A 12,798-nucleotide genomic window follows, 5' to 3' on the forward strand; every position below is an offset into this window, starting at 1 on the left:
CGCCGGGAGCCCGACGGGCCCCGGGCTCAGCTCGCGCTGGGCACGGGGGTGGTCGGGGTGGTCGGCGGGGCGGCGGGCGGGCTCGCCGGGGTGGTGTCGGTGCCCGCGGAGGGGGCGGTCGACGGGCTCGCGCCGTCCGTCGCGCCGGGCGCGGGCGTCCCGCCGGGCGCCCCGGCGCTCGGGGTGGCGGACGCGCCGCCCGGGGCTGCGGCGGCGGGCTTGCAGCCGTCCTGCTTGGCCATGGCCGCACCGAGGTCGCCGCGCTGCAGCTTGCCCTGCGCCTGCGTGGACAGCGAGGCCAGCTGCTGGATCTGGTCCGAGATGCTGCGCAGGCCGTCCGCGAACTTCGACTGGTCGGTGTTGGTCACGGCGTCCAGCTTCTTCTGGATGTCCTGATAGCCGTCGGCCGCCTTGGTCAACTCGGCGACGGCGTCCTTCTGCAGGTTCGCGCCGTCCTTCACCTTGGGCACCCCGGCCGCGGTGATGGCCGCCGCGATGTCCTGGTTGGTCTTGGCCAGCCGCCCGATGTCCGTCGAGAGCCGCTTCTGCAGCTCGGTCGGGGTCTCGCCGGTCTTCACCTGGGCGGTGTCGGCGAGCGCGGCCTGCGCCTGGACGATCGGGTCCTTGGCCGAGCCGCAGACGTTCGACGCCCAGGACTCCAGCTGCTTGCCGTTGTCGTCGCCGCAGCCGACGGCACCGAACGCGAGCAGCGCGCCGAGGACGGGTACGGCCAGCAGTCGCTTGTTCACCGGGAGAGGCCTTTCGGTTTCGGTCGTCTTCGGTCGTCGAACCTACACGGCCGATGTCCGCCGGCTGGCGCCCGGTTCCCGGACCTCGGGTTGCCCCCACCGGGTGCCCGGCCCCGCTCAGGCGCGCTCGACGCGGATCGGGCGGACTCGACGCGGATCGGGCGGACTCGACGCGGATCGGGCGGGAAGGATAGCCGGGCCGGACGGCGCGCGGCACGCTGACCGGCGTGCCGAAGCAGACCTCTTCGCCCCAGGCGCTCACCGAGGAGCAGATCGGCAGCTCGGCCCGGAGCGCCTTCCTTGTCGCGACGGGTCCGATCACCGATCGGACCCGGTCGTGCCGGAAGCAACGAACCGCCAGGTTCAACAACGTGTCAACGCGTCCCGGAGGACTGGACCGACACCCGGACCACCCGGGGCGCACGAGGCATGCCGAAGGTCGGACCCTCAGACCACCACTGACTCGACCGAGACCGGCCAGCTCATCCGGATCAGGCCGCCGTCCGTGCCGTTGGTGACCTCCAGGTCCTCGACCAGGCCGGTGATCACCGCGAGGCCGAGGGTGTCCTCGTCCGGGTCCGCCTCCTCGGCGGCGCCGGGGGCCGGGACGGCAGCGGGGCCGGCCTCGTCCTCGACCTCGATGAGGAAACGCTTCTCCTGGTCGGTCAACGCGACCCGGACCGTGCCGCCGATGCCGCCGCGCTGGTGCAGGCCGACCGCGCGGGAGCAGGCCTCACCGACCGCGAGCCGTACCTCGTCGAGCACCGACTCGTCGACCCCGGCCCGTCTCGCGACGGCCGCGGCGACCAGCCGGGCCGTTCGCACGTGCTCCGGAAGCGCGCTGAATCGAAGTTCGACGGTTGCCATCTCTCCCCTTCGGGGTGCTCCGACCGGGGCCGACGATGCGGCCCCTGCGGGCCGGCGGAACCGGCCCCGGGGCGGCCGGGGAAGCACCGGGGCCCGCAGGCCCCGGCACCCCGGACGCGTGGGACGAACGGGCCGGCCTCCACGGGCACGGGCCGGCCCGGCCGCGTCAGTCGGTCGCGTTGACCGCGTCGTCCACCGAGGTGTGGATCGGGAAGACCTTGGTCAGGCCGGTGATGCGGAAAATCTTCAGGATGCGCTCCTGGTTGCAGACCAGGCGCAGCGAGCCCTCGTGGGCACGCACCCGCTTCAGACCGCCCACCAGCACACCGAGGCCGGTCGAGTCGAGGAAGTCAACGCCTTCCATGTCGACGACGAGGTGGTACTTGCCGTCGTTGACGAGCTCGACCAGCTGCTCCCGCAGCTTCGGGGCGGTGTACACATCGATCTCGCCGCCAACCTCGACGACCGTACGATCGCCGACTGAACGGGTCGACAGGGACAGGTCCACGGAACCTCCAGCACCTTGCCTTGCTACGTCATGTGCGATCCTCGGCCGGCCGGCCGCCACCGCATGGTCGCGAGCCCGGGCGCGCCCAGCCACACGTGGCAAGCCTCGGCGCTGCGACCCACGGCCATCCGGCCGTCACGGCCACATTCAACCACCTGCGACCATGCCCGCACGATGGCTTACGACGATTCTCCGTCACGCCGGTGACACACTGGGTCCTCATGCCGCCCCGACACAGCCTGCCCGAGGCACTGCTCACGACCCTGTCCACCAGCCGGGGGCGGTCCGACCGGCTCACCCATACGGAGCACCTTCCCGCCCGACCTGCGCGTTATGCGCCGTGGCCCGAGTCGATCCGGCCCGAGATCGTGGCCGCCGCGCTCGCCGTCGGTGTGGAGCAGCCCTGGGCGCATCAGGCAGAAGCGATGAAACTGGCCAAAAGCGGTCAGACTGTGGTGATCGCCACAGGCACCGCCTCGGGCAAGTCGCTCGGCTACCTGGCCCCGGTCCTCAGCGACCTGCTGGAGGGCACCGAGGCCCGCAACGGCCGCGGCGCCACCGCGCTCTACCTCGCCCCGACCAAGGCGCTCGCCGCCGACCAGCGCCGGCGGGCCGCCGAACTAGCCCCGCCCCGGGTCCGACCCGCCCTCTACGACGGCGACACCCCGCCCGAGGAACGCGAGTGGGTCCGCCAGTACGCCTCGTACGTGCTCACCAACCCGGACATGCTGCACCGCGGCATCCTGCCCGCCCACGCCCGCTGGGCCTCCTTCCTCAAGGTGCTGCGCTACGTGGTCGTCGACGAGTGCCACAGCTACCGGGGCGTGTTCGGCTCGCACGTCGCCCAGGTGCTCCGGCGGCTGCGCCGCGTCTGCGCCCGATACGGTTCGTCACCCACCTTCCTGCTCGCCTCCGCCACCACCGCCGACCCGGCCGCCACCGCCGAGCGTCTGACCGGCCTGCCCGCCCGGGCGGTCACCGAGGACGCCTCGCCGCGCGGGCCGATGGTCTTCGGCCTCTGGGAGCCGCCGCTGACCGAGAACGTCGGCGAACACGGCGCGCCCGTCCGCCGCACGGCCACCGCCGAGGCCTCGCACCTGCTGACCGACCTGGTCGAGCGCCAGACCCGCACCGTCGTCTTCGTCCGCTCCCGCCGGGCCGCCGAACTCGTCGCCCTCCAGACCCAGGACCAGCTCGGCCGACCGCTCGCCGACCGGGTGGCCGCCTACCGCGGCGGATACCTCGCCGACGAACGCCGGGCCCTGGAACGCGCGCTGCACACCGGCCGACTGCTCGGACTCGCCTCAACCTCCGCCCTCGAACTCGGCGTCGACGTCTCCGGCCTCGACGCCGTCCTGATGGCCGGCTACCCCGGCACCCGGGCCTCGCTCTGGCAGCAGGCCGGGCGGGCGGGCCGCGAGGCCCAGGGCGCGCTGGCCGTCCTGATCGCCCGGGACGACCCGCTGGACACCTACCTGGTGCACCACCCGGAGGCGCTGTTCGCAGCGCCCGTCGAAGCCACCGTGCTCGACCCGGACAACCCCCACGTGCTCGCGCCGCACCTGTGCGCGGCAGCCGCCGAACTCCCGCTCACCGACGCCGACCTGGAGCTGTTCGGCCCCTCCACCGCACCGCTGCTGCTCGTCCTGGAACGGCGCGGCCTGCTGCGCCGGCGCAGCGACGGCTCCTGGTACTGGACCCGCCGCGAACGCGCGGCCGACGCCGTCGACCTGCGCGGCAGCGGCGACAGCCCGGTGCAGATCGTCGAGGCCGACACCGGCCGGCTGCTCGGCACGGTGGACGCCGCGGCCGCCCACACCACCGTCCACACCGGGGCCGTCCACCTGCACCAGGGCCGCACCTTCCTGGTCCGGGAACTCGACCTGGAGAACTCGGTCGCCCTGGTCGAGCCGGCCGACCCGCCGTACACCACGGCCGCCCGCGACATCACCTCCATCTCCGTGCTCGACACCGACACCACCGTTGCCTGGGGCGAGGGCCGGCTCAGCTTCGGTTCGGTGGAGGTGGTCAACCAGGTGGTCGGCTACCTCCGGAAGCGGATCTCCACCGGGGAGATCATGGGCGAGAGCAAGCTCGACCTGCCGCCCCGCACGCTGCGCACCCGCGCGGTCTGGTGGTCCGTCACCGAGGACCAGCTGCTGGACGCGGACCTCCCGCTCGACCAGCTGCCCGGCGCCGCCCACGCCGCCGAACACGCCTCGATCGGCCTGCTGCCGCTGTTCGCCACCTGCGACCGCTGGGACATCGGCGGCGTCTCCGTCCCGCTGCACCCCGACACCGAACTGCCCACCGTGTTCGTCTACGACGGCCACCCGGGCGGGGCCGGCTTCGCCGAACGCGGCTTCCAGCGGGCCGTCGAGTGGCTGACGGCCACGCGCGAGGCGATCGCCTCCTGCGAGTGCGAGCGCGGCTGCCCGTCCTGCGTCCAGTCACCCAAGTGCGGCAACGGGAACGAACCGCTGGACAAGGCCGCGGCCGTCCAACTGCTGGACGTCCTGCTGGCCGGCGCCCCCAGGACGGCAGGCTCCGGGGAAGCAGGCTCTGGGGAAGCAGGCTCCGGGACGGCGGACCCCTCAGCAGGCCCCTCCACAGGCCCCTCAGCGGACTCCTCAGCGGATTCCTCAGCGAGCTCCGAAGCGGACCACGGGACGGACTCCGAGAAGGGCTAGGAGACGAACTCCGGGGCGAAGCCCGAGCCGAGCGCGGACGCTGGGCCGCCGACCGGCTCATGAGCCCGCCGCCGACCCGCCGGCCGGCCCGCCGAGGCCGTCCTCGGCGGCGGTGACCGCGGCCCGCACCGGCCCGGCCCGCGCCCTCGCCCGCGCCGGACCGACCGGCAGACGCGCCGGCAGCCCACCGACCGTCACCTCGGCCACCACCTCGACGGCGTCCCCCGTCCGGTCCACCGTGCAGGACACCAGGCCGGCGCCCTGCGCGGCGGCGATCCCCTCGGCCCGCCCGCACCCGCCGTCCGGGTCCAGCAGCAGCCGGTCCGCGGCCGCGAGCGCCGCCAGGTCGGCGGCCGACTCGGCCCGGTGCCGCGCGGCGACCACCGCTCCGACCGCGATCGTCCCGGCGAAGACCGCCGTGCCGAGCATCGCCAGGGCGAGCAGCCAGACCGTCGCCGAACCGGCGTCCGGCCCGCGCCCGCCGACGGCGGCCGCCCGGGCGGTACGCGTCCTCGCCCACCACCGCGCCCCCGACCGCACCCCGGTCAGGCCGGCCATGAACCACCACCTCCCGCGATTCCCGCACTTCCCGTGACCCCTACGAGGGTGTCCTCCCGCGCCGCCACCGCGGTCGCGCCCAGCCGTACCGCGAGCAGCCCGCCGAGCCTGCCCGGCGCCCCGCACGGCGCGTCCACCTCCACCCGCACCACCTCCGCCGCCATCGCCACCCGTACCTGAGCCCCCGGCGGCGCGGCCGCGCGGGCGAGTTCGGCGGCGTCCGCCTCCCCGCGTGCGGCCGCCCTGGCCCCGACCCGGGCCGCGTCCACACAGCGGATCTGCGCGGCCGCCGCCAGCACGCCCCAGATCAGCATCGCCGCGAGCAGGACGAGCGCTGGCAGGGCCACCGCGGTCTCCGCCGTGACGAAGCCCGCATCGCCGCGCCGGCCCGGCCGCAGCGACCACGCCCGCCCACCACCACGTGCCGCCGCCAGGCCGGGGTGAGCCCTCGGCCTCCCGCCATCCGCCCGGAGGCGGTGCGCGGCGGCGTCGGGGTGCGTGCACCGAACGGCTGCGGAGGGGCAGGACGCGGTGGGGGCACCTCCCGGCCGAAGGCCGGGGGCCGCCGGGCGGCCTACGCCAGCGCGACGAGACGCGCTCCCCAACGCCGCCGCGCAGAAGGGAGTTCGTGGACGGTCGCTAGGTCGCATGAAGCGCCCGTTCCAGTGAATCGGTCAGCGCCCCCATGATGGTCGCGCTGGTCACCACCTTGTACAGCCCGGCCGCGAGGGCACACGCGGCCAAGGTGCCGACGGCATATTCCGCCGTGGTCATCCCGGCGTCCGACCGGCCCCGGCTCCGGGCCATCCCGCGCATCCGGTGGGCCGCCCAGCGGCTCCTGCGCCGCCATACCCCGGGCGCGTGCCGGAGCGCGAGCCCGCTGCCGGGCCTCGTTGCGATCACTGCGGTCATGAATCTCTCCTGTCTCCGAAATACGAAATACGAAATACCGATGCCCCCGCCGTACCGATGCCCCCGGTGCCGTCTACGCGGCTGCCGCCGACGCCGCTGCCCACGGATCCGCCGCCGATCCGCTTGGCGCGGCCCTCGTTCACCCGCCCTGGGCGAAGCGGGTGGTGAGGCCGATGACGACCGGCACCACGCCGATCAGGACGAAGGCCGGGAGGAAGCAGAGCCCGAGCGGAGCGGTGGCGAGCACCCCCGCCCGGCGGACCCGGGCGTGGGCCGCCCGGGCTGCCGCCGTCCGCCGCCCCTGCGCGAGCCCGATCAAGGGCCCGGCCGCCGGAGCCCCGCCGAGGCTCGTCCGGACCAGGCAGCGCGCCAGCGGGGCCAGCGACGGGTGCTGCTCGCCCAGACGGCTCCAGCACAGTTCCGGCGGTGCGCCCAGGGCCAGTTCGGCACCGATCGCGACCAGCCGGGGCCCCATCGGTGCCCCCACGCTCCGGCCGACCGCCGACACCGCTGCCGAGGGTGAGGCCGCCGAACCGAGGCAGGCCGCCAACAGCTCCGCACTCAGCGGGAGTTGCCTGGTCAGCAGCTCCTCCTCCAGGACCGCCCGCCGCTCCGTCGGGGACCGCACCCGGGCCGACCACCGGTGCACACCCGCCGCAAGCAGCGCCCCGACGACCACCCCGACGGCGCCGCCGAGCAGCACCGCCGCGCCGGCCCCGGCGCCCACCGCCAGGGCCACGGGCCGCCACCGCCCGCCACCGCCGCCACCACCAGAAGCCGACGCCCCCACCCCCGCCCCCGGCGACACCCGCGCCAACACCCGGCCGAGCGCCCGCCGCTGTCGCGCCCACCCGCGCACCAGCACCGCGCCGGCCACCACCACCGGACCCCCGACGATCACCCACCCGACTCCCCGATTCACCCCGACACCACCTCCGCCCGTGTCCGCACCCGCGCCCGTACCCGTGAGAGCCCGCAGCTCCCGCCACCACCAGCGCCCCGCGCCCCGGCAGCCCGCCGGGGCGCCTCCAAGGCGCCCTGGGCCGCCGCCCGGACGATGCGCGCCGTCCAGAGCACGCCCAGCCCCTCCAGTGCCGCCCCCGCGGCGAGGCACCCCAGCCCGGCCGGCGTGTGCAGCAGGACGCCCACCGGCCGGGCCCCGAGCGCCGCCCCCAGCAGCAGCCCGGCGGCCGGCAGAGCGGCCAGGACGGCGATCGTGGTCCGCGGGCCCGCCAGCTCCCCGGCGATCTCCTCCGCCAGCGCCCGCTCGCCGCGCAGCGCCTCCGCCACCCGGTCCAGCGCGACGGCCAGCCCCGACCCGCCGTCGGACGCGACCCGCCAGCAGGCCGCGATCGCCGACGCGCCGCTCCCGCCCGGCAGTTCGGCGAGCAGGTGCAGCGCGGCGGGCACGTCCCCGCCGTACCGGCCCGCCGCGAGCCGCGCCACCGGCTCCTCGCCGAGCCTGCGCAGCCCGTCCGGGTCGGCCGCGAGGCGGGCCGTGACCAGGTACAACGCCTGCTCCGGCGTCGCCCCGCTGCGCAACTCCCCTGCCAGCCCTGCGCAGAGCTCCACCACGGCGGCCGCCCGCCGCCCGGCCTCCACCGTCACGCGCCGCCGCAGCCGCCACCGCCGCAGCGGCAGCACGGCCAGCCCGGCGGCGAGCACCGGCAGCGGCGAGGAGGTCGCTTGCCCGACGGCCAACCCTGCGGGCAGGAGCAACAGTTCGGGAGCCCTCCAGCCGGACGGTCGCGGCCGAGCGCGCCCCGTGGTCACCGCCGGCGGGCCCGGCACCGGAACGGGCGGGGGCCCGCCGCCGGCCAGCACCAGCCTGTACCGCCGCCCACCCGGCAGCTGCTCCTGCACCGCACGCCACGCAGCGAAGGCCACCAGGCACAACACCAATGCCCAGCAGAAAGAACTCTGATCACCCATCACGTCAGGAACCTCCCGGTCGTCGGTCTTTCCCGTTCCACACCCCGAGCAGCGTCAGGGCGCCCGCCGCACAACCGCCCAGCAGCAGGACGAACGCGAGTTCCACCGCCCGCGCCCCCGCACCCGCCAACCCGGCCACCGCCGCCGTCACGTCGGCCCCGCCCCGAGCGACACCCCGCGCACCGCCAGCAGCCCGACCAGTCGCTCCCAGCCCGCCCCGGGGACCAGGCCGCCCACCACCGGGAACTCCACCGCCGGGGTGGTGACGGCCAGCCCGTCACGGCCGGCGGCCAGCGTGTGGATCTCCGCCACCCGGCGGCGCCCCGAGCCCGGCTCCCTGACCAGGTGCACCACCAGGTCGAGTGCGGCCCGGAGTTGGCTGTGCAGCGCGGGCCGGTCGAGCCCGGCGAGCGAGCCCAGCGCCTCCAGCCGGACCGGCACGTCCGCCGCCGTGTTGGCGTGCACCGTGCCGCAGCCGCCTTCGTGCCCGGTGTTCAGCGCGGCCAGCAGGTCCGACACCTCGGCCCCGCGGACCTCTCCGATCACCAGCCGGTCCGGACGCATCCGCAGCGCCTGCCGGACGAGGTCCCGCAGCGTGAGCTCACCCAGCCCCTCCTGGTTGGGCGGTCTGCTCTGCAACCGGACCACGTGCGGATGGGCCGGCCGCAGTTCGGCGGAGTCCTCCGCGATGACGATCCGCTCCTCCGGCCCGACCAGGCCGAGCAGGGCCGCGAGCAGCGTGGTCTTGCCCGTGCCCGTCCCGCCGGACACCAGCAGCGACAGCCTGGCCCGCAGGATGCCGGCCAGCAGGCCGGCGCCCTCCGGCGGCAGCGCCCCGCCCGCCACCAGTTCGTCGAGCGTGAACGGCTGGGGCCGGCAGACCCGCAGCGAGATGTGCGTGCAGCCGGCCGCGATCGGCGGCAGCACGGCGTGCAGGCGGGTGCCGTCCGGCAGCCGGGCGTCCACCCAGGGCCGCGCGTCGTCCAGCCGCCGCCCGGCCGCGGTGGCCAGCCGGTGGGCCAGCCGCCGTACCGCCTCGGCGTCGGCGAACCGGATTCCGGTGGCCCGGTGCAGGCCGCCGCCACGGTCGACCCACACCTCGTCCGGACCGTTCACCAGGACGTCCGTGACGTCGGGCGCCGCCAGCAGCCGCTCCAGCGGGCCCGCACCCACCAGTTCGGCACGCAGCGAGCGCACGGTGTCCAGGACTTCGTCCCCGCCGAGCGGCGGCCGGGTGGCCCGCAGCACCGCCGCGACCGACCCGGCCGTCGGGGCGGCACCCGACTCGGCCAGCCGCAGCCGGACCGCGTCCACCAGCTCCGCCGTCCGCTCCTCCCGGGCGGTGCGCCCGTACGGGCAGGGGTGGCGCGGCGCTTCGGGTGACCCGCCGGGCGGCGGCACGCTCCTGAGCGGCCGGTGCTCCCGCGCACCCTCGCCCCGGCTCTTCGGACCGCCCCCCGCCCGCACGGTGGGGCCTGTTCTGCGCAGACGGACCATCAGTACACACCTCCTCCGACCGCCGGCACCGGCGGCAGCACCTCGTCCAGGAAGGTCTCGCAGAAGCGCGCGAGCGGGCCGCCGTCCCGGATTCCGGGCGGGACGCCCTTCTCGACGTCCTCCGCCAGACCGGGTTCCGGCTCCAACTCCCCCGCGAGCTCCAGCCGCAGCCCGCGGGCGATCCGGTGGGCCGGGAGTCCGAAGGTGCGCGGCGACCGCACCACCGCCCGGACGTCCCCGAGCCGCATCCGGGTGGCCGCCGCGACCCGGTCGGCGGCGGCCACCGCGCGCAGTTCGGCCGGCACCACCAGCAGCGCCAGGTCGGACTGCTCCAGAGCCTGCCCGGCGGCCGCGTCGAGATGGCGCGGCACGTCGACGACGACCAGCCCGCCACGCCGCCGGGAGGCGGCCAGCACGCTGCGCATGGCCTCCGGCGGCACGGTCAGGGTGTCGCCGCGATCCCAGGACAGGCAGGAGAGCGCGGAGAGCCGTTTGAGCACCGGTAGCGCCCTGGCCAGTTCGACCCCGCTGACCCGCCCGCGCGAGCCGGCCAGATCGGGCCAGCGCAACCCGCGGGCCGCCTCGCCGCCGAGCAGGATGTCGAGGCCGCCGCCCAGCGGATCTCCGTCGATGAGCATCGTCCGCCGCCCCGTCCGCGCGGCCGTGACCGCGAGGGCGCAGGCCAGGGTCGAGGCTCCGGCCCCGCCCCGGCCGCCGAGCACGGCGACGGTGAGCGCCGGGGAGCCGGCGCCCTCGGCCGCGTCGGCGATCCGGTCGAGCAGCCAGGCCTCGGCGTCGGGGAGGAACAGCACGTGTTCGGCGCCGAGTTGGACGGCTCTGACCCACACCCCGGCGTCGTCGAGGTCCAGCCCGAGCAGCAGCACCCCGCCGCGCCGGCCGAGCCCGGCGCACCGGGCGGCCTGGTCGTCCCCGATGAGCACCAGTGAGGCGCCCTCCCAGAGCTCGCGCGGCGGTGGTGCGCCCCGGATCAGCCTCGGTTCGGTGCCGGCGGCCGCGCAGAGCCGCAGCAGGTGCTCGGCCAGGCCCTCGTCCTCGGTGACGACGAGCGGGCCGCTGGCCCCGGGCCCTTCGGTGGTGGCGTGGTCGGCGATCGGCGTCGACATGGCGGGCTCCCCTCTGCGCCGACGGCCGCCAGAGGCGGTCCGGGGCGCACGTCGGACGGTTCCGGCGAACGGCCGCCCGGCAGACCTCGTGGGAGAGAGGGAGGTGAGATCCGCCCGGCGACCGCCGCCGACCATCACGGTGGGGGGAGATCGGGATTCCGTCATCCACGATGCGAATACCTGTGGATAACTCGTGGGCTGTGGAGGAAAACGTTCACCCGGGCGAGGGATTTATCGTCAAAGAATTGACAATCGGGGATCACGGATGCGAACCGGAAGCCCGTCGCACCCTCGCCGGCCACCCGACGGACCCTCCCGGCCGCCCCCTCGGGCACCCCGCCGCAGCAGCTCTGCCCACCGATCGGAACCAGCCGAAGAGCCACGGGCAGCCATGAGCAAACAGCGACGCAGAGTGACGAAAGGTGGTCAGTGGACCAGGGTGTCGACACCCCCTGTACACCGTCGACGGGGCGGCCGCGGCGCTCGCCGCGAGGGGCCTTCAGGGCCTAAAAATGGCCCCGGACGTGCGACGACCCCCGCCGGGGGGGAGAGCGGGGGTCGTCTATCCACGGCCCGACTCGGGGGGGAGGAGCCGGACCGGGTTAGCACGGTCGCGAACGATCCGTGACTTCCATGGTGTACCCGAGCGGCCAGAAACACAAACCCGCACGCCCACGAGTACACCGAATGGCGGCCTGTTTTGCGGCTCCCTCTATCCTCGGTTCCCGTGGACACCACCGAGAACGCCGACGACCACGCCGACGAGTCCCCGGGCGAGGCCACCGGGCCCGCGCAGACCCGCTCACCCGTTCGCCCCGGGCCGGACGGGCCGCGCACGGCGGCCTTCTTCGACCTGGACAAGACCATCATCGCCAAGTCGAGCGCGCTGGCCTTCAGCCGCCCGTTCTACCAGGGCGGTCTGATCAACCGTCGGGCCGTACTGCGCAGCGCGTACGCCCAGTTCGTCTTCCTGGTCGGCGGCGCGGACCACGACCAGATGGAGAAGATGCGCGAGTACCTCTCCTCGCTCACCCGGGGCTGGAACGTCCAGCAGGTCCGCGAGATCGTCGCGGAGACGCTGCACAACCTGATCGACCCGATCATCTACGACGAGGCCGCCTCACTGATCGAGCAGCACCACGCGGCCGGTCGGGACGTGGTGATCGTCAGCAGTTCGGGCTCCGAGGTGGTCGAGCCGATCGGCGCGCTGCTCGGCGCGGACCACGTGATCGCCACCCGGCTCAAGGTCGAGGACGGCTGCTACACCGGCGAGATCGAGTACTACGCCTACGCCGAGAACAAGGCTGCCGCCATCCGGGAGTTGGCCGAGTCCGAGGGCTACGACCTGGCCGCGTCCTACGCCTACAGCGACTCCTCCACCGACCTGCCGCTGCTGGAGGCCGTCGGCCACCCGTCGGCGGTCAACCCCGACCGCGCGCTGCGGAAGGAGGCGCAGGCCCGGGAGTGGCCGGTGCTGGTCTTCGACCGGCCGGTGGAACTGCGGCGGCGGCTCCCGGAGTTCTCCGCGCCGAGCGGCTCGGTGCTGACGGCCGTGGCGATCGGGACGGCGGCCGTGACCGCCGGGGTCATCTGGTACCTGGCCCACCGGCGCCGCCCGGAGGCCTGAACCGCCCGCCGCGGCCCGCAACGCGGGCAACCGCGGGCCCCGCAACGCGGGGCAAATCAGACAATCAGCACAGAGTTCTCTTTTCGGGTTCCCCTTTCGCCCGAAACGCGATACAAATGAAGCACGGCCCGCGAGACCCGGTCAGGACCCGAAGAGGTCAAACCGACAACGCAGTTAAGGCCCCACGGACCGCGTGTACAGGTAACCGAGCACCCACATGCAGCCGACCCGCTGTCGGGCCGCTGGACCAGACGAACGGGCAGGATCCCCGTCTGATCAGCACTTCCGGTGCATGCATGGTCACCCGGTATCTGCACCAGCGGCGGCACCAGGC

General features: G+C 75.1%; 12 protein-coding genes. 2 read left to right on the forward strand and 10 right to left on the reverse strand.

Annotated elements, in window-relative coordinates; genetic code table 11:
* Positions 1-26 precede the first annotated feature (26 nt).
* The 3 genes from ACIO9K_RS04345 to bldG form a co-directional block, all read right to left on the reverse strand.
* Positions 27-749: a hypothetical protein gene (locus tag ACIO9K_RS04345; RefSeq protein WP_363623087.1), complete on the reverse strand. Its 723-nt coding sequence runs from the start codon at positions 747-749 to the stop codon at positions 27-29.
* Positions 750-1,196: 447 nt separating this feature from the next.
* Entirely contained in the window at positions 1,197-1,616 is a 420-nt protein-coding gene (locus ACIO9K_RS04350) for an ATP-binding protein (protein WP_350882018.1), read from the reverse strand.
* Between the two features lie 166 nt (positions 1,617-1,782).
* Positions 1,783-2,124, reverse strand: coding sequence for an anti-sigma factor antagonist BldG (gene bldG, locus ACIO9K_RS04355; RefSeq protein ID WP_049659132.1), 342 nt, complete (start codon positions 2,122-2,124; stop codon positions 1,783-1,785).
* A 221-nt stretch (positions 2,125-2,345) separates the two neighbouring features.
* Between bldG and ACIO9K_RS04360 the strand changes: the two genes are divergently transcribed.
* Positions 2,346-4,814: a DEAD/DEAH box helicase gene (locus tag ACIO9K_RS04360; protein ID WP_400327011.1), complete on the forward strand. Its 2,469-nt coding sequence runs from the start codon at positions 2,346-2,348 to the stop codon at positions 4,812-4,814.
* A gap of 57 nt (positions 4,815-4,871) precedes the next feature.
* On the opposite strand, the gene ACIO9K_RS04365 is transcribed toward ACIO9K_RS04360, so the two are convergent.
* The 7 genes from ACIO9K_RS04365 to ssd all read right to left on the reverse strand — a co-directional run bounded on the left by ACIO9K_RS04365 (position 4,872) and on the right by ssd (position 10,837).
* On the reverse strand, positions 4,872-5,372 hold the full coding sequence (locus ACIO9K_RS04365; protein WP_400327014.1) for an Rv3654c family TadE-like protein: 501 nt from the start codon (positions 5,370-5,372) through the stop codon (positions 4,872-4,874).
* Positions 5,360-5,719: a TadE family type IV pilus minor pilin gene (locus ACIO9K_RS04370; protein ID WP_400327017.1), complete on the reverse strand. Its 360-nt coding sequence runs from the start codon at positions 5,717-5,719 to the stop codon at positions 5,360-5,362. Before ACIO9K_RS04370 ends, ACIO9K_RS04365 begins: the two co-directional genes overlap by 13 nt.
* Positions 5,720-6,011: 292 nt before the next feature.
* On the reverse strand, positions 6,012-6,284 hold the full coding sequence (locus ACIO9K_RS04375; protein ID WP_400327020.1) for a DUF4244 domain-containing protein: 273 nt from the start codon (positions 6,282-6,284) through the stop codon (positions 6,012-6,014).
* A 139-nt stretch (positions 6,285-6,423) separates the two neighbouring features.
* On the reverse strand, positions 6,424-7,185 hold the full coding sequence (locus ACIO9K_RS04380) for a type II secretion system F family protein (protein ID WP_400327023.1): 762 nt from the start codon (positions 7,183-7,185) through the stop codon (positions 6,424-6,426).
* A gap of 17 nt (positions 7,186-7,202) precedes the next feature.
* Positions 7,203-8,003 carry a type II secretion system F family protein gene (locus ACIO9K_RS04385; RefSeq protein WP_400327025.1) on the reverse strand — a complete coding sequence of 267 codons (801 nt, stop codon included), beginning with the start codon at positions 8,001-8,003 and terminating at the stop codon, positions 7,203-7,205.
* Positions 8,004-8,363: 360 nt separating this feature from the next.
* Positions 8,364-9,713, reverse strand: a complete 1,350-nt coding sequence (locus tag ACIO9K_RS04390; RefSeq protein WP_363623074.1) for a TadA family conjugal transfer-associated ATPase — start codon at positions 9,711-9,713, stop codon at positions 8,364-8,366.
* Positions 9,713-10,837: a septum site-determining protein Ssd gene (gene ssd / locus ACIO9K_RS04395; RefSeq protein WP_400327028.1), complete on the reverse strand. Its 1,125-nt coding sequence runs from the start codon at positions 10,835-10,837 to the stop codon at positions 9,713-9,715. The genes ACIO9K_RS04390 and ssd overlap by 1 nt, the downstream gene beginning before the upstream one ends.
* A gap of 727 nt (positions 10,838-11,564) precedes the next feature.
* Here ssd and ACIO9K_RS04400 point away from each other — a divergent pair.
* Positions 11,565-12,464 (forward strand): HAD family hydrolase, encoded by a 900-nt coding sequence (locus tag ACIO9K_RS04400; protein ID WP_400327031.1) that lies wholly within the window; start codon positions 11,565-11,567, stop codon positions 12,462-12,464.
* Positions 12,465-12,798 lie beyond the last annotated feature (334 nt).

Origin of the sequence: Kitasatospora sp. NPDC087271, from assembly GCF_044744605.1 — a bacterium.
Taxonomy (GTDB): Bacteria; Actinomycetota; Actinomycetes; order Streptomycetales; family Streptomycetaceae; genus Kitasatospora.